At 59.1% G+C, this 16,357-nt stretch carries 18 protein-coding genes; 9 read left to right on the top strand and 9 right to left on the bottom strand.

Annotated features, from left to right (window positions below):
• The first annotated feature begins 138 nt into the window (after positions 1-138).
• Both quiC and ACVVH8_RS25845 read left to right on the top strand, forming a co-directional pair.
• Positions 139-2,040 (top strand): 3-dehydroshikimate dehydratase QuiC, encoded by a 1,902-nt coding sequence (gene quiC / locus ACVVH8_RS25850; RefSeq protein WP_475227030.1) that lies wholly within the window; start codon positions 139-141, stop codon positions 2,038-2,040.
• 102 nt (positions 2,041-2,142) lie between these two features.
• The gene (locus tag ACVVH8_RS25845; RefSeq protein ID WP_475227026.1) at positions 2,143-2,820 is read left to right on the top strand and encodes a TetR/AcrR family transcriptional regulator; all 678 of its coding nucleotides are present in this window, start codon (positions 2,143-2,145) and stop codon (positions 2,818-2,820) included.
• Positions 2,821-2,869: 49 nt separating this feature from the next.
• Here the strand turns inward: ACVVH8_RS25845 and ACVVH8_RS25840 are convergent, their stop codons facing one another.
• Together ACVVH8_RS25840 and aroQ are read right to left on the bottom strand one after the other, a co-directional pair.
• Complete coding sequence (locus ACVVH8_RS25840; RefSeq protein WP_475227024.1) at positions 2,870-3,724, bottom strand: shikimate dehydrogenase; 855 nt, start codon at positions 3,722-3,724, stop codon at positions 2,870-2,872.
• Complete coding sequence (aroQ, locus tag ACVVH8_RS25835) at positions 3,721-4,170, bottom strand: type II 3-dehydroquinate dehydratase (protein WP_475227021.1); 450 nt, start codon at positions 4,168-4,170, stop codon at positions 3,721-3,723. The genes ACVVH8_RS25840 and aroQ overlap by 4 nt, the downstream gene beginning before the upstream one ends.
• A gap of 327 nt (positions 4,171-4,497) precedes the next feature.
• On the opposite strand from aroQ, the gene ACVVH8_RS25830 reads away from it, so the two are divergent.
• Both ACVVH8_RS25830 and ACVVH8_RS25825 read left to right on the top strand, forming a co-directional pair.
• The gene (locus ACVVH8_RS25830; RefSeq protein WP_475227018.1) at positions 4,498-4,926 is read left to right on the top strand and encodes a DUF4160 domain-containing protein; all 429 of its coding nucleotides are present in this window, start codon (positions 4,498-4,500) and stop codon (positions 4,924-4,926) included.
• On the top strand, positions 4,923-5,369 hold the full coding sequence (locus ACVVH8_RS25825; RefSeq protein ID WP_213026643.1) for a DUF2442 domain-containing protein: 447 nt from the start codon (positions 4,923-4,925) through the stop codon (positions 5,367-5,369). The genes ACVVH8_RS25830 and ACVVH8_RS25825 overlap by 4 nt, the downstream gene beginning before the upstream one ends.
• A 55-nt stretch (positions 5,370-5,424) precedes the next feature.
• Here the strand turns inward: ACVVH8_RS25825 and trmA are convergent, their stop codons facing one another.
• Positions 5,425-6,504 carry a tRNA (uridine(54)-C5)-methyltransferase TrmA gene (gene trmA, locus ACVVH8_RS25820; RefSeq protein WP_475227015.1) on the bottom strand — a complete coding sequence of 360 codons (1,080 nt, stop codon included), beginning with the start codon at positions 6,502-6,504 and terminating at the stop codon, positions 5,425-5,427.
• Positions 6,501-7,796: an NCS2 family permease gene (locus tag ACVVH8_RS25815; RefSeq protein ID WP_103303635.1), complete on the bottom strand. Its 1,296-nt coding sequence runs from the start codon at positions 7,794-7,796 to the stop codon at positions 6,501-6,503. The genes trmA and ACVVH8_RS25815 overlap by 4 nt, the downstream gene beginning before the upstream one ends.
• Before the next feature lie 222 nt (positions 7,797-8,018).
• Here ACVVH8_RS25815 and ACVVH8_RS25810 point away from each other — a divergent pair, with 222 nt between their 5' ends.
• Positions 8,019-8,468 carry a DUF4879 domain-containing protein gene (locus ACVVH8_RS25810; RefSeq protein ID WP_475227013.1) on the top strand — a complete coding sequence of 150 codons (450 nt, stop codon included), beginning with the start codon at positions 8,019-8,021 and terminating at the stop codon, positions 8,466-8,468.
• A 67-nt stretch (positions 8,469-8,535) separates the two neighbouring features.
• Entirely contained in the window at positions 8,536-9,087 is a 552-nt protein-coding gene (locus ACVVH8_RS25805; protein ID WP_103303634.1) for a DJ-1 family glyoxalase III, read from the top strand.
• Positions 9,088-9,092: 5 nt separating this feature from the next.
• Here the strand turns inward: ACVVH8_RS25805 and ACVVH8_RS25800 are convergent, their stop codons facing one another.
• The 3 genes from ACVVH8_RS25800 to ACVVH8_RS25790 all read right to left on the bottom strand — a co-directional run bounded on the left by ACVVH8_RS25800 (position 9,093) and on the right by ACVVH8_RS25790 (position 11,011).
• Positions 9,093-9,380, bottom strand: coding sequence for a HigA family addiction module antitoxin (locus ACVVH8_RS25800; RefSeq protein WP_103303633.1), 288 nt, complete (start codon positions 9,378-9,380; stop codon positions 9,093-9,095).
• Positions 9,381-9,394: 14 nt separating this feature from the next.
• Entirely contained in the window at positions 9,395-9,673 is a 279-nt protein-coding gene (locus ACVVH8_RS25795; RefSeq protein ID WP_103303632.1) for a type II toxin-antitoxin system RelE/ParE family toxin, read from the bottom strand.
• Positions 9,674-9,772: 99 nt separating this feature from the next.
• The gene (locus tag ACVVH8_RS25790) at positions 9,773-11,011 is read right to left on the bottom strand and encodes an MFS transporter (protein WP_103303631.1); all 1,239 of its coding nucleotides are present in this window, start codon (positions 11,009-11,011) and stop codon (positions 9,773-9,775) included.
• A gap of 530 nt (positions 11,012-11,541) precedes the next feature.
• On the opposite strand from ACVVH8_RS25790, the gene ACVVH8_RS25785 reads away from it, so the two are divergent.
• The 3 genes from ACVVH8_RS25785 to ACVVH8_RS25775 all read left to right on the top strand — a co-directional run bounded on the left by ACVVH8_RS25785 (position 11,542) and on the right by ACVVH8_RS25775 (position 14,248).
• The gene (locus ACVVH8_RS25785) at positions 11,542-12,987 is read left to right on the top strand and encodes a cytochrome ubiquinol oxidase subunit I (RefSeq protein WP_103303630.1); all 1,446 of its coding nucleotides are present in this window, start codon (positions 11,542-11,544) and stop codon (positions 12,985-12,987) included.
• 3 nt (positions 12,988-12,990) lie between these two features.
• Positions 12,991-13,998: a cytochrome d ubiquinol oxidase subunit II gene (gene cydB / locus ACVVH8_RS25780; protein WP_103303629.1), complete on the top strand. Its 1,008-nt coding sequence runs from the start codon at positions 12,991-12,993 to the stop codon at positions 13,996-13,998.
• Between the two features lie 82 nt (positions 13,999-14,080).
• Entirely contained in the window at positions 14,081-14,248 is a 168-nt protein-coding gene (locus ACVVH8_RS25775) for a DUF2474 domain-containing protein (protein WP_103303628.1), read from the top strand.
• 72 nt (positions 14,249-14,320) lie between these two features.
• On the opposite strand, the gene ACVVH8_RS25770 is transcribed toward ACVVH8_RS25775, so the two are convergent.
• Together ACVVH8_RS25770 and ACVVH8_RS25765 are read right to left on the bottom strand one after the other, a co-directional pair.
• On the bottom strand, positions 14,321-15,445 hold the full coding sequence (locus ACVVH8_RS25770) for a methyltransferase (protein WP_103303627.1): 1,125 nt from the start codon (positions 15,443-15,445) through the stop codon (positions 14,321-14,323).
• Positions 15,446-15,620: 175 nt separating this feature from the next.
• Complete coding sequence (locus ACVVH8_RS25765; protein ID WP_213026639.1) at positions 15,621-16,334, bottom strand: autoinducer binding domain-containing protein; 714 nt, start codon at positions 16,332-16,334, stop codon at positions 15,621-15,623.
• Positions 16,335-16,357 lie beyond the last annotated feature (23 nt).

Below are 16,357 nucleotides of genomic sequence, written 5' to 3'. Positions count from 1 at the left end.
CCATTGTGTTCGATAATCGCACGCAAAACTAACCGGGTAGTACACTTTAAATTGCTGCACGAAGGGATGCAGCCAATAATTTCCCCCACGACAAAAACGATCCCCCGCCACACAGCGGCGTAGACCGGGAGTTGAAACATGCAGCGTTCCATTGCCACCGTTTCCTTGAGCGGCACCCTGCCGGAAAAGCTCGAAGCCATTGCCGCCGCCGGGTTCGACGGGGTGGAGATTTTCGAAAACGACCTCCTGTACTACGACGGCAGTCCGCGTGAAATTAAACAGATGTGCGCCGACCTCGGGATCGCCATCACTCTGTTTCAGCCATTCCGCGATTTCGAAGGCTGCCGCCGTGATCGTCTGGCGCGCAACCTTGAACGGGCCGAACGCAAGTTCGATCTGATGCAGGAACTGGGCACCGACCTCGTGCTGGTGTGCAGTAACGCGTCGGCCGACAGCGTTGGCGATCAGCAAATACTCGTCGATGATCTGCGTTTACTGGCCGAACACGCGAGCGCCCGTGGCTTGCGTATTGGTTACGAAGCGCTGGCCTGGGGTCGGCACGTGAACACTTATCAACAGGTCTGGGACATCGTGCGCCAAGCCGATCACCCAAGCCTTGGCGTGCTGCTCGACAGCTTTCATACCCTGTCGTTGAAGGGCGATCCGCGTGCGATTGCCGACATTCCCGGTGACAAGATTTTCTTTGTGCAAATGGCCGACGCGCCGATTCTGGCCATGGACGTGCTGGAGTGGAGCCGGCATTTCCGCTGTTTCCCGGGGCAGGGCGAATTCGATCTGCCGGGGTTTCTCGCGCCGATCATCCAGAGTGGTTACACCGGGCCGCTGTCGCTGGAAATCTTCAACGACGGTTTCCGCGCCGCACCGCCACGGGCCAACGCTGCCGACGGCTTGCGCTCGCTGTTGTACCTGGAGGAGAAAACCCGGCAACGCCTGGAGCAGGAAGCAACGCCTGTCGCCAACCGCGAAATCCTCTTTGAAACACCGAAGGCCAGCGAATACAACGGCATCGAGTTTCTCGAGTTCGCCGTCGATGAAAGCCTCGGCGCCAAACTGTCGAATTGGCTGGAGCGCCTCGGTTTCGTAAAGGCCGGGCAGCACCGCTCCAAGAGTGTCAGCCTGCTGCGCCAGGGCGATATCAACCTGATCCTCAATTCCGAGCCGTATTCGTTTGCACACAGCTTTTTTGAAGCCCATGGCCCATCGCTGTGCGCGACTGCCGTGCGGGTCAAGGACAGCGCCAGCGCACTGGCGCGTGCCGTGGCTTATAAAGGCCAACCCTATCGCGGACTGGTCGGCCCCAATGAACTGGAGCTTGCGGCCGTACGTGCGCCGGATGGCAGCCTGATTTATCTGGTGGATGAAGAGGCCGATGTCTACGGCACCGATTTCAATCTGCTCTCCGGCGCGGTAGCCCGTGGTGGTCTCAAACGTATTGACCACATGGCCATGGCGCTGCCGGCGGACAGCCTCGACAGCTGGGTGCTGTTCTACAAGAGCCTGCTGGATTTCGAAGCCGACGACGAAGTGGTGCTGCCCGACCCGTACGGTCTAGTGAAAAGCCGAGCTTTGCGCAGCCGCGACAGCTCGATCCGCCTGCCACTGAACATCTCAGAGAACCGCAATACCGCGATTTCTCACGCACTGTCGAGTTATCGCGGCTCCGGTGTGCATCACATTGCCTTCGATTGTGAAGACATCTTCGCCGAAGTCAGGCGCGCCAAAGAGGCTGGCGTGCCGCTGCTGGATATCCCGCTCAACTACTACGATGACCTGGCGGCACGCTTCGATTTCGATGACGAATTCCTCAGCGAACTGGCGTATTACAACGTGCTCTATGACCGTGATGCCCAGGGCGGCGAGCTGTTTCATGTGTACACCGAGCCGTTCGAAGGACGCTTCTTCTTCGAGATCATCCAGCGCAAAAACGGTTATGCCGGTTACGGCGCGGCGAACGTCGCGGTACGTCTGGCGGCGATGGCTAAATCTCGCAGTGGCGCGGTACGCCAGGCGAAGTTGTAGGAAATTCGTAAACGCGGGATTAAACACGGGCCGCGCAGCTTCCTTCACTGTGCTGCGCGGCCCATAATCGCCAGCCTGTGCAGTGATGGCCGTGAGCCCGCAATGACAATGACATCAGAACTCCCCGCAGCCCCCGTCGTATCCGCCGTAGAGCCGCGCAAGAGTCGCAAGAACAATCCGGAAAAGACCCGCGAGAACATCCTGCAGGAGGCGATCGTCGAGTTCGTCCAGCAAGGATTGTCGGGCGCCCGCGTCGACGCGATCGCCGAACGCATCCACACCTCCAAGCGCATGATCTATTACTACTTCGGCAGCAAGGAGCAGTTGTACGTCGAAGTGCTGGAGAAGCTTTACGGCGACATTCGCACCACGGAAAACCGTCTGCACCTGGCTGAGCTGCCGCCGGTGGTGGCGATTCGGCGGCTGGTGGAGTTCACCTTCGATCATCACGACCGCAACGTCGATTTCGTGCGGATCGTCTGCATCGAGAACATCCACAATGCCGAATTCGTGAAGCGTTCCGATGCGATCAAGGCGATGAACAACACCATCCTCGATTCACTCGGCGAGATCCTCCGTCGGGGCGCCGAGGAGGGCGTTTTCCGCAGTGGGCTCGACGCGCTGGATGTGCATCTGCTGATCAGCTCCTTCTGCTTCTATCGTGTGTCGAACCGCCACACGTTCAGTGAGATTTTTCAGATCGATCTGCCGGACGACAGCATCAAGCAGCGCCACCGCGAGATGATTTGCGAGTCGGTGTTGCGGTATTTGCAAGCCTGACGCCACACTATGTGGGAGCGGGCAAGCCCGCTCCCACAGAGGAATGAGTTCAACCCTTCATGCTTTGAAAATGCGCCAGCATCCGCTGCGCATCCGGCACCACGCCGCTGAACAATTCAAACGCCTTCACCGCCTGAAACACCGCCATGTTGCCACCATCCAATGTGCGGCAACCCAATGCGCGGGCATTGCGCAGCAGTTCGGTTTCCAACGGGAAATACACGATCTCCGCCACCCACAATTGCTTGCGCAGCAACTCGACCGGCACCGGCATGCCCGGCAGTTTGGCCATGCCCATCGGCGTAGTGTTCACCAGGCCGTCGGCCTGATTCATTGCGCTCGGCAAATCATGCCCGGCCACTGCGCGACCAAAACCGAAATGTTGATTGAGATTGTTCGCCAGGCTTTCGGCGCGATCCGTGTCGACGTCGAAAATACTCAGTTGCTGTACGCCCTCGCTCAACAGCGCGTGGGCCACAGCCGCACCGGCACCGCCAGCGCCCATCTGGACCACGCGCGCTCGGGCGGCGTCATTCAAGCCACGGCGAAAGCCCTCGGCAAAACCCAGGCAATCGGTGTTGTGGCCGACACGTTTTCCATCCTTCAGCACCACGGTATTGACCGCACCGATGCCACGGGCTTCGGGCGACAGTTCGTCGAGCAGCGGGATGATCGCCTGTTTGCATGGGAAGGTGATGTTCAGGCCGGTGTAGTTCATTCGCTCGGCCGCCAACAGCAAGTCGGGCAGGGCGGTGATGTCCATGCGCAGTTGATCGAGGTCGATCAGGCGATACAGGTAACGCATGCCCTGCGCATCGCCCTCATGTTCATGCAGCGAGGGTGTGCGTGAGGCTTGAATGCCGGCGCCGATCAGTCCGGCCAGTATTACCGGTTTGCGGCTCATGCTGCGCGCCCCTTCAGCCGTTGGCTGAAATGTTCCAGGGCCAGGCGATAGCCATGACTGCCGAAGCCGCACATCACTGCAATGGAGATGGCCGAGACGAACGAATGATGCCGGAACGGCTCACGCGCATGGACGTTGGACAGGTGCACTTCGATCACCGGCAACTCACTGGCAACCAACGCGTCGCGGATCGCCACCGAGGTGTGCGTCCACGCCGCCGGATTGATCACGATCCCGGCACAACGCCCGCGTGCGGCGTGAATCCAGTCGAGCAGCTCGCCTTCGTGATTGGTTTGGCGAAACTCCACGGCCAGACCGAATTCTTCGGCAGCGCGGCCGCACAAAGCCGAGATGTCAGCCAGGGTTTCGTGACCGTAAGTCGCCGGTTCACGGGTGCCGAGCAAATTCAGGTTCGGGCCGTTGAGCACCAGAACGATAGGGGGCATGAGGGGTAACTCCACTTATTGTTTTTGGCTTGGGCCGAGGGTTTCAGCCTGTGGAGGTAAAATGTACTAGATGGTTACATCGGTCAATTGAACGAAGATTACCTCGGCGTGTTTTGTTCGGTGATCGCACAAGCAATTTTCAGATTGTTTTCTGATCAAGATGTAACGACAGCTTTGCTTACGTTTTTTGCTGAAGATTGGACAACTTCTCGCCTGCTCCGACGCTAGCCTCAAAGTGGTGAGGCGAAACCTATGCTCGTTCACCAGTCGTCGGATTTGAAAGGAATATCAAATCCTGAAAGTTATTAACCTAACGGATGGGTTAGCATGAAGGTGTGCAGCTACAAAGGATTGTCGATTGTCATCATGCTGCGAGATGAGCATTGCCCGCCGCACGTTCATGTGAACGCGGGTAGTTGGAGTGCCCGGTTACAGTTCAGTTTCTGGCACAACGATATTGAGCTTTGGGATGTCGTTCCGCTCTCTCGTCGGCCACCGTTGGCCGTGCTGGAAGGCTTGTGTCGATCCCTTGAACAGCCCGCTCATCTACGACGGGCACGGGGGATCTGGTGGTCAAGATTGCAAACAGTCTGTCTCGACAATCAGTTGTGGGATAGCCAATCAAACGAAGTGTTGACGATGCGACTTGTCACCGACGCGACGTACAGAGTGGGTTCAGCGCGTTATGAGCCAGAAGAGGACAAGACCCTTCTGACGTTGATAGGCGCATTGGAGGGAGTCGAAATCGAATTATGACAATCATCAAGGCAAAGCCGTCCGCACGTCTGCCGCTGACGGAGGAAATGATCGATACCGCCATCCAGCGCGGGGAAGCACGACGAGCGAACAGTTTGCAGGTTGTCTCTGTAACCTTTGAAAATCCGTCCCTGGTCATCCGTTTTGAAGACGGTAGCGGCGTATTGCTACCGGTGGATCGCTATGCGGAGTTCGACGGATTCGATGCACAGGATTATGAGAACCTGAGAGTTGATTTCGCCGGTACTGCGCTATGCCACGAAGGCAAGGATCTCGACGTTTCCATTGCCGGAATGATTTCGGCGAATCCATCATTGATGTTGATGGCCGCCTCGGTCGTGGCTTCGCGCAATGGTCGTCAGAGCAGTGCTGCAAAGTCTGCCGCCGCACGGGCGAATGGCAAAAAGGGTGGGCGCCCACGCAAAGCCGATCCCGTGTTGTAAGCACCCACAAAAAAGCCGTCAATCACGACGGCTTTTTCGTATCTGGCCTCTGCACTCAACGCCGGGTCAGCAACACACCCGATTCCATGTGATGCGTCCACGGGAACTGATCGAACAATGCGCAGCGGGTGATGCGGTGCGTATCGTGCAATTGGGCGATGTTGGCCGCCAGGGTTTCCGGGTTGCAGGAGATGTACAGGATGTTGTCGAAACGCCGGGTCAGCTCGCAGGTGTCCGGGTCCATGCCGGCGCGTGGCGGGTCGACGAACACGCTGCCGAACTCGTAGCTCTTCAGGTCGATGCCGTGCAGGCGACGGAACGGACGCACTTCGTTGAGCGCTTCGGTCAGCTCTTCGGCGGACAAACGCACCAGCGTGACGTTATCCACAGCGTTTTCGCTGAGGTTGCTCAATGCGGCATTAACCGAGGTCTTGCTGATCTCGGTGGCCAGCACTTTGCGCACGCGGGTGGCGAGCGGCAGGGTGAAGTTGCCGTTGCCGCAGTACAGCTCCAGCAGATCGTCAGGGCGATCGCCCAGTGCTTCGTAAGCCCAGTTCAACATCTTCTGGTTCACGGTGCCGTTGGGCTGGGTGAACGCGCCTTCCGGCTGGCGGTAGCTGAAGGTGCGACCGCCGACTTCGAGTTTCTCGACCACGTAATCAAGGCCGAGCACTTCGCGTTTGCCCTTCGAGCGTCCGATGATGCTGACGCCGAGATCCGCCGCAAGCTTCGTCGCCGCTGCATGCCAGTGCTCGTCCAGCGGGCGGTGATAGCACAGGGTGATCATCGCATCGCCGGCCAGCGTGGTCAGAAACTCGACCTGAAACAGCTTGTGGCTCAGCGCCGAACTGGCCTGCCACGCTACCTTGAGCTGCGGCATCAGTTGATTGATGCGCAGACTGGCAATCGGGAATTCTTCGATGAGGATCGGCGTGCGTTTGTCGTCCTGCGAGAACATCGCGTAATGCCGCTCGCCGGCCTCGCGCCACAGGCGGAATTCGGCACGCAGGCGGAAGTTCTGCAGCGGCGAGTCGAACACGGTCGGCTCTGGCGCATCGAACGGGGCCAGCAGGTCACGCAAACGCGTGACCTTGTCTTCGAGCTGAGTGGCGTAGGCCTGGGAATCGAAAGTCATGCGTTGAACCAACCCAACTTGATCACAAACAGAATCGACAGGATCACCAGTGCTGGGTTCAGCTCACGGGCGCGGCCCGACAGCAACTTGATCACGGTCCAGGAGATGAAACCGAACGCGATGCCGTTGGCGATCGAATACGTGAACGGCATGGCCAGCGCGGTGACAACGACCGGTGCGGCGACGGTGATGTCGTCCCATTCTATTTCTGCCAGGCCCGACATCATCAATACAGCGACGAACAGCAACGCCGGTGCGGTGGCGAAAGCCGGAACGCTGGCCGCCAGTGGCGAGAAGAACAACGCCAGCAGGAACAGAATCGCCACGACAACAGCGGTCAGCCCGGTACGGCCGCCAGCACTCACGCCGGCAGCGGATTCGATGTAGCTGGTGGTGGTCGAGGTGCCCAGCAGCGAACCGGCCATGGCCGCGGTGCTATCGGCGATCAGGGCGCGCCCCATTTTCGGCATATGGCCATCTTTGCCCATCAGGCCGGCGCGCTTGGCAACGCCGATCAGGGTGCCGGAGTTGTCGAACAGGTCGACGAACAGGAAAGCGAAGATCACGCTGACCAGACCGATGTCCAGCGCGCCTTTGATGTCCAGTTGCAGGAATGTCGGGGCCAGCGAAGGTGGCATCGAGGTCACGCCATTGAACGGCGTAAAGCCGAAGGCGATGGACGTGATGGTCACCGCCAGAATGCCGATCAGCACTGCACCGCGCACTTTCAGCGCTTCGAGGGCGACGATCAGGGCGAAACCGAGGGTGGCGAGGATCGGTGCCGGCGCTTTCAGGTCACCGAGGCCGACCATGGTCGCCGGGTTGCTCACCACGATGTCGGCGTTGTGCAGGGCGATCAGCGCCAGGAACAGGCCGATACCGGCGGCAATCGCCGAGCGCAGCGGCAACGGGATGCTGTTGATGATCCATTCACGGATGCGGAAGATCGACAGCAGGAAGAAGCATACGGCCGAGATGAACACCGCGCCCAGCGCCACTTGCCAGGTGTGGCCCATGTGCAGGACGACGGTGTAAGTGAAGAAGGCGTTCAGGCCCATGCCCGGTGCGAGGGCAATCGGGTAGTTGGCGATCAGGCCCATGACGGTCGAGCCGATGGCGGCCGCCAGACAGGTGGCGACGAACACCGCGCCCTTGTCCATGCCGGTCTCGCCGAGAATGCTCGGGTTGACGAACAGAATGTAGGCCATGGCCAGGAAAGTCGTGATGCCCGCGAGAATCTCGGTGCGCACGTTGGTGTTATGTGCCTTGAGTTGAAACAGCCTTTCCAGCATGTCTGCTCCCCGTGGCGCGCGTGGCGCCGTGAATGTATCGACCTCAACAGCAAAGCACAGACCGTCGCAAGCGCCTGGAAAATTGTGGTGGGCCGGAAAAAGCCGCGCATCATACCAGCAGCGTGAGGAATATGGCGGTTGTTGGTGTCGATCGTCGTCGAAGTTTTGCACTGCGGCCAACTGCGCCATACTGCGCGCAGTTTTTTTCAGGATGGGCAACGCATGAGCAAGCGCTGGATGACGGCTTTCGGATTGATCGCAGGGCTGATGACGGGAGCCTCTGCTGCGTTCGCGGCATCGGCGCCACCATTGACCGAGGTGAAGGTGATCAAGGTGCAATCGTCGGCCTGTGGCCTGGAAGACATTGCTGATAACCAGGCGCAAACCCAGTGCAATCACAGCGGACCGAGCATCTGGGTCTACGTGCTGGAAGTCGGCTATGGCCAGAGCCAGCCGCACGCCACGCTGGACGGCTTCGAAGTGAATGGCACGCGCTCCCCGGTGTGCGCCTTCGATAACGGCAACCTGACCGAATGCACACCCGGCAGCAAAACCGTTGGCTCCCTCTATACCTTCGATATGGCAGGCAAGCAGGAAGGGACTTTCAGCTTCAGCAATACCTCGATCAACGCCCCGCGCAACACCCTGTCGACGCAGCTTTACATCAAGTAACGGCTGCACCCGAACGGTCGCGGGCAAAGCTGACTACGCTTTAAAGATCAACCAGCGGAAATCGCCCATGACCTTTAGAGCCCTGATTACCCTCGCCGAGGGCATCGATGATCTGCAAAGCGTGACCCTGATCGATGTGTTGCGCCGCGCCGGCATCGAAGTGGTGGCGGCGAGTATTGAAGGACGCCGCATGCTGACCTGCGCACGCGGTACTCGCTTGACCGCCGACGGCATGCTGGTCGATGTGCTGGCGCAAACCTTCGACCTGATCGTTCTGCCTGGCGGGGCTGTCGGTTCACAACACCTGGCGGCGCATCAACCTCTGCAACAACTGCTCAAGGACCAGGCCAGCGCCGGACGCCTGTTCGCCGCCATCGCCGAAGCCCCCGCGCTCGCCCTGCAAGCCTTCGGCGTATTGCGCCAGCGGCGCATGACCTGCCTGCCGAGTGCCAGCCATCAACTCTCCGGTTGTACGTTTGTTGATCAACCGGTGGTGGTCGACGGCAACTGCATCACCGCCCAAGGCTCAGGCGCCGCACTGGCGTTTGCGCTGGCGCTGGTGGAGCAACTTGGCGGCAAGGCCTTGCGGGCGAAAGTGGCGGGGGAGTTGCTGGTTTGAAGGGTTCAGGCGTGCGCGGCGATAGGTTCAATCGCCGGTTGCTCCCGATGTTCCGCTTGCCACAGATCGTAGTCGGTTTGAACACCTAACCAAACGCGTGCCTTGCCTATGCCTGCTCGCTCCAGCCGCACGGCCAGATCCGGGCTGATCGGCGCATGCCCATGCAATACACGGGAAAGATGCGGGCGAGCGAAGCCGAGGTGCCGTGCCAGTTCGGTCACGCTGATGCCAAGCTCGGGCAAGACATCCAGCAGCAGTGTTTCACCGGGGTGTGGCGGGTTGTGCATGGGCATGAGCCTGCCTCCTGTCAGTGGTAGTCCAGATAATCGACCAGTTCGATGTCCGAACCGACAAAACGAAAGATAACCCGCCAGTTGCCTGAAACACTGAGCGACCAGTATGTCGACAGCTCCCCCTTCAGTGGATGCAAACGCCAGCCTGGAAGATCAAGATCTGCGGGGAGCGCTGCGCGATCCATGAATTGCAGCATGCGCGCTAACCGTTTTGCGTGATCGGCGCGAATTCCGCGAGTCGAACCTGTTTCATAGAAGCCACGAAGGCCTTTGTGCTGAAAGGATTTGATCATGCCAGCGAGTGTAAGGCGATACATTACACTCGATGCGGTATCTATGTACCGCACCTTTTCGATTAATTTGTGTTGGTGTGCTGTATCGGTAAACGAAAACTAAGCCTTCGCCTCTTCGACCAACTCTGTCATTCGGTCTCGTCTGGCCAGCGTCGGGAACAACTTGATCCACGTTCCCGTCACCACCAGCGTACCGATGCCGCCCATGACCACCGCCGGTACGGTGCCGAACCAGTGAGCGGTGAGGCCGGATTCGAATTCGCCCAACTGGTTCGAGGCGCCGATGAACAAGCCGTTGACCGCGCTGACCCGGCCGCGCATTTCGTCAGGGGTTTCCAGTTGTACGAAGGAGGCGCGGATCACCATGCTGATCATGTCCGCCGCGCCGAGCACCACCAGCACCGCCAGCGAGAACCAGAACGAGGTCGACAGGCCGAAGGCAATCGTTGCGACGCCAAAGATGCCGACTGCGGTGAACATCACCCGGCCGACGTTGCGCTCCACGGCAAACCGCGCCAGAAACAGTGACATTCCCAATGCCCCCACTGCCGGTGCCGAACGCAGCAGGCCCAGGCCCCAGGGGCCCGTCAGCAGAATATCTTTGGCGAATACCGGCAGCAGCGCCGTTGCGCCACCGAGCAGCACCGCGAACAGGTCCAGCGAAATCGCCCCGAGAATGTCCGGGCGGCTGCGAATGAAGCGGATCCCGGCCAGCAGCGAATCCAGCGTGGCTTTGCCTTTGTTCAAAGGTGTCTGCCGCGCCGGCAGGTTGAGCATCAGCGAGCAGGCAATCACATAGAGAAGCACCGTCGGGCCATAGACCCAGACGCTGCCGAATGCGTAGAGCAACCCGCCCAGGGCTGGCGCCACGATGGTCGCCGATTGTTGTGCCGATTGCGCTGCCGCGACGGCTCGCGGGAATAGCGCAGTGGGCACAATGCTTGGCAGCAGCGCTTGAGTGGTGGGCATTTCAAACGACCGCGCCGCGCCGAGCAGGAAGGCGAGGATGAAGATCATTTCCCGGGTGACGTGATCGGTGGCACTGCCAATGGCCAGTGCCAGGGCGATCAATGCCTGCAATGACTGACAGATTGCTGCGACTTTGCGTCGGTCGTAGCGGTCGGCGACATGCCCGGTGTGCAGCATGAACAGCACACGCGGGGCGAATTCCACCAAGCCGACCAGACCCAGGTCGAGCACGTTGCCGGTCAGTTGGTAGAGGTTCCAGCCAATCGCCACGGTGAGCATCTGAAAACCGCTGGCGGTGAAGATCCGGGCGAACCAGAACGCAAGGAAGGGGCGATGGTGACGTAACAGCAAAGGCTCTTGGCTGGGCATCTGAAGGCAGGTCTGGCTCGGGGGAGAATCGCGAGGTTATCACCAGTCTGTAACAGGAAGTTGCTATGACAAAAAATTTAGTTAGCCAGACATCGATTTTTCCTGCCTGTGAGATTTCCCTTGTGGTGAGGGGATTTATCCCCGATAGCATTCAACTCAGCTCTTTCAGATGAATAACGGGGTCGGATTTGCGACTGCTGCGCAGCCGATCGGGGATGAATTCCCTTGCCACAGGGGACTTCATTCATCTGACAAATGTATTTCAGAGCCTTGCAGCTGCAATGAGGCAACTTGTCACGCGGCAAACGACCACGCGGTTCTTCGTCGCAAATGGGACTACTCTTTGAACGTTGCTTGATCCAGATCAAGACCCCAGAAGGAATTGATCCGGTGGCCCGTTGGCCAGACTCCCTGCGTTGCGATGGTTGTTTAAAAAGAACGAATCAGAATTCGCCGCACTCCATATCCGTGGGGGCAGTGGGTGCAGGCCTCCGGGCCCGCAACCGGTATTACCTGACAGAGGAAGCCATATGTTCGGTTTAGAGGCACTCGATCTCGCCCGAATTCAGTTCGCGTTCACCATCTCGTTCCACATCCTGTTCCCGGCCATCACCATCGGTCTGGCGAGTTACCTTGCGGTACTCGAAGGCCTGTGGCTGAAAACCCGTAACGACACCTACCGTGACCTCTACCACTTCTGGTCGAAGATCTTCGCCGTCAACTTCGGCATGGGCGTGGTGTCCGGGTTGGTCATGGCCTATCAGTTCGGCACCAACTGGAGCCGATTCTCGGACTTCGCCGGTTCTGTCACCGGGCCTTTGCTGACTTATGAAGTGCTCACGGCGTTCTTCCTCGAGGCCGGTTTCCTTGGGGTCATGCTGTTTGGCTGGAACAAGGTCGGGCGCGGCCTGCACTTTTTCTCCACGGTGATGGTGGCCATCGGCACGCTGATTTCGACCTTCTGGATTCTCGCTTCCAACAGCTGGATGCAAACCCCGCAGGGCTTCGAGATCATCAACGGCCAAGTGATTCCGACCGACTGGCTGGCGATCATCTTCAACCCGTCGTTCCCTTATCGCCTGATGCACATGGCGACTGCAGCGTTTGTCGCCACGGCGTTCTTCGTCGGCTCGTCAGCGGCCTGGCACCTGCTGCGCGGCAAGGACAACCCGGCGATCCGCACCATGCTGTCGATGGCGATGTGGATGGCGTTGATTGTCGCGCCGATTCAAGCGGTCATCGGTGACTTCCACGGCCTCAATACCCTCGAGCATCAACCGGCGAAAATCGCCGCGATCGAAGGCCACTGGGAAAACAAGGGCGACGAGGCGACGCCGCTGATCCTGTTCGGCTGGCCGGACATGAAAGAGGAAAGAACCAAATTCGCCGTGGAAATTCCGTATCTCGGCAGCCTGATCCTCACCCACTCACTGGACAAGCAGGTACCGGCGCTCAAGGAGTTTCCGCCAGAAGACCGGCCGAATTCGACCATCGTGTTCTGGTCGTTCCGGATCATGGTCGGCCTCGGTTTCCTGATGATCTTCACCGGTCTGTGGAGTTTGTGGCTGCGTAAACGCGACACCCTCTACACCTCGCGTCCGTTCCTGTACCTGGCGCTGTGGATGGGGCCGTCCGGCCTGATCGCGATTCTTGCCGGCTGGTTCACCACGGAAATCGGTCGTCAGCCGTGGGTGGTCTACGGGTTGATGCGTACAGCGGATGCCTCCTCCAACCATAGCTTCATGCAGATGAGCATCACCCTGATCATGTTTGTAGTGGTGTATTTCGCCCTGTTCGGTGCGGGCCTCGGTTACATGATGCGTCTGGTGCGCAAAGGGCCGAAGATCAGCGAAGGCGCAGAAACGCCGGAAGGTGGCCCGGGCAAAAAACGCACGCCGGCCCGTCCGTTGTCCGCTGCCGACGATTCGGCCGATGCCGACCACGGCGACGACGTCACCCTGACCAAGGAGATTTGACTCATGGGTATTGATCTTCCGCTGATCTGGGCCGTGATCATCATCTTCGGCATCATGATGTACGTGGTCATGGACGGCTTCGACCTGGGGATCGGGATTCTCTTCCCGTTCATCCCGGGCAAGGTTGACCGTGACGTAATGATGAACACCGTCGCCCCGGTCTGGGACGGCAATGAAACCTGGCTGGTACTCGGCGGCGCGGCCTTGTTCGGTGCGTTCCCACTGGCGTATTCGGTGGTGCTGTCGGCGTTGTACCTGCCGCTGATCTTCATGCTGATCGGTTTGATTTTCCGTGGCGTGGCATTCGAGTTCCGCTTCAAGGCCAAGGACGACAAGCGTCACCTGTGGGACAAGGCGTTTATCGGCGGTTCGGTGGCCGCAACGTTCTTCCAGGGCGTGGCCCTCGGCGCGTTCATCGACGGTTTGCCGGTGGTCAATCGGCAATACGCCGGTGGTTCGCTGGACTGGCTGACTCCGTTCACCCTGTTCTGCGGCGCTGCGCTAGTGGTGGCGTATGCCTTGCTCGGCTGTACCTGGCTGATCATGAAGACCGAAGGCAAGCTGCAAGAGCAGATGCACAATCTGGCGCGGCCCTTGGCCTTTGTGCTGCTGGCGGTGATCGGTGTGGTCAGCCTGTGGACCCCGCTGGCGCACCCGGAAATCGCCACACGCTGGTTCAGCATGCCGAATCTGTTCTGGTTCATGCCGGTGCCGATTCTGGTATTGGTGACGATGTATGGCCTGATTCGCGCCGTCGCGCGCAATGCCAACTACATGCCGTTCCTGTTGACCCTGGTGCTGATTTTCCTCGGCTACAGCGGTCTGGGCATCAGTCTGTGGCCGAACATCGTGCCGCCGTCGATCTCGATCTGGGACGCTGCCGCGCCGCCGCAAAGCCAGGGCTTCATGCTGGTGGGCACGTTATTCATCATTCCGTTCATCCTGGGTTACACCTTCTGGAGCTACTACGTGTTCCGCGGCAAGGTCACCCATGAAGACGGTTATCACTGAACCTGTGGCAGCGGGCTTGCTCCGGGCGGCGTTCCGACGATGGCGTCGGCTGCGACGCCCGCTCTGAATGAGGATCGAAACAATGACCGGCAAACATTCCCTGCACGACATTGAAGAAGCCGAAAAAAAACCGCTGTGGCAGCGGCTCGGCTGGTTGGCGTTGATCTGGGCAGGCAGTGTCGGCGTGCTGTTTATCGCCGCCAGCCTGATGCGCATGTTCATGAATGCGGCAGGCTTGACCACTCATTGAATCACCCCGTCCCCGGCGCCCTCGGGGACGGATTTGAAACCCTCCGCATGGAGGTTTTTTTTTGCCCGCAGGTTACTTGCGCGCTTTGAGCACCACGAATTTCGGGGTGGCCGCCACTTGCTCGACGCCTCGGAACAGCCGAGCCAGTTTGCTGTGATAACCCAGATGACGGTTGCCGACGATATACAACGCACCGCCCACCACCAGCGCTTCGCGCGCCTGCTGGAACATGCGCCAGGCCAGGAAATCGCCGACCACTTGCTGTTGATGGAACGGCGGATTGCACAGCACCACGTCCAGCGATTGTGGCTCCTGACCGGCCAGACCATCCCCGGCACGCACAATCACTTCGCGATCACCGAGCGCGGCACGCCAGTTTTCAGCAGCCGATTGCACGGCCATGAATGATTCGTCGACCAGCGTGTACTGCGCATCCGGATTTTGCAGGGCGCTGGCAATCGCCAGTACACCATTGCCGCAGCCCAGGTCGGCGACTCGTGCGCCGCCAAGATTCTTCGGTAAATGCGGGAGAAAGGCGCGGGTGCCGATGTCCAGTCCCTCGCGGCAGAACACATTGGCGTGGTTGAGCAGTTCGATGGCTGGCGTGTCGAGGCGATAGCGGGTCGGGTAGGGCGACACCGCCGCGGCTTTCGCCTCTGGGGTGGCAATCAGCAAGCGGGCTTTTTTCACCGCCAGTGAGGCCTGAACCGGACCGATATAGCGCTCCAGCAAATCGCCAGCGGCGCGCGGTAAATGCTTGATCATCGCCGCCGCAATCACTTCAGCGCCGGGCGCCAACTGCCCTTGCAGCCGAATCAGTTGTTCTTCCAGCAAAGCGAGGGTTTTCGGGACGCGGATCAGTACGCGGTCGAACGGCCCGAGCAACGGCTCGCTGGCCGGGATCCCGCGAATGGCGTCGAACGCCTGGCCATTGCGCAGCAGGTTCTTTTCCAGCCCCTGAAAGCCCAGAAACGAATCGCCGCTGCTGGTGACGTCAACCTTGCCCAGCAAACTGGCGGCCAGCGCACCGAAGCTGTCGTTGAGCACCAATACCCGCGTGTCGGTCGTCGGTTGCTGCGCAGCCAGATGATTGAGCAGGTATTCGTCGGCGGCATCGAAAGCTTGCAGCGGTTCGTTCTGCTGTTCGGGCTGGCGGATCAGGTCGAGTTGGGCAAAGGGCGTATCGAGCAAAGGCATGGGACGGGGACTCAGGGTAATCGACGGGTGTCCCGCAGCCTTGGTGTTGTGCGGCGGAACCGACCGAGTGGACTGCGGCGCGGGGAAATCACGCCATCACTCAGGAAGGCCACAAATGGTACGTTTTTTTTCAGCGAAATACCCGCAGGTTTTCAGGCGTCAACCAAGACATCGGTCAGATAATTCCGGCTCTGGCAGCCGCGATGACGGCGGAAATCTTGTTGCAGACGTTGAGCTTCTCGATCACGTTTTGCACGTGGTAGTTCACGGTGCGTTCGCTCAGGCTGAGGATCTTGGAGATCTCATAGGCCGTCTTTCCGCCGGCGGACAATTGCATGATTTCCAGTTCTCGTGACGAAAGTTTTGGCTGCCGGGGTTTGGCAGGTTGCTTGGGTAAGGTCCGGGCGAACAATTCGCTGAGGTGGCTGGCGGCGTAAAAGATGTAGCCAAAATGCTCATACAACTCCAGCGGGCTGATCGGGCAATGCCTGCGTGCCAGGCTGAGAATGCAGCACAAGCCGCTTTCCTCGTGGTGGAACGATTGCGACCAGCCATGTTGCAGACCCTGTTGCTTCAACCCTTGCCATAGTTGTGGGGCATTTGAGAATGCCTTTTCATTCCAGACGATGGGGATCATTGAATGATTGCAGTGTGCTATTACGGGATCAATTTGATTGAAGTTGTCTTTTTCATATTTTTGATTCCAGTCTTGAGGGTAGTTGTTGATTTGCAAGGCGTTTAATTGCGTGACCTGCCGGGGCGAAGTAACCGATATCGCACAAAAGTTAAAACCCAGATTTTCGGCAAATCTGAGCAATATCGGATATGCCGAATCTATACCTTTGGCGAAAGTCAGTTGCTTTAACTGCGACTCCTTCCACGTTTCCATTACCAAAGCTCCATGCGATAACT

The sequence above is a fragment of the Pseudomonas trutticola BRTCR10 genome, assembly GCF_056155105.1.
This window is presented reverse-complemented; position numbering and strand designations above follow the sequence as displayed.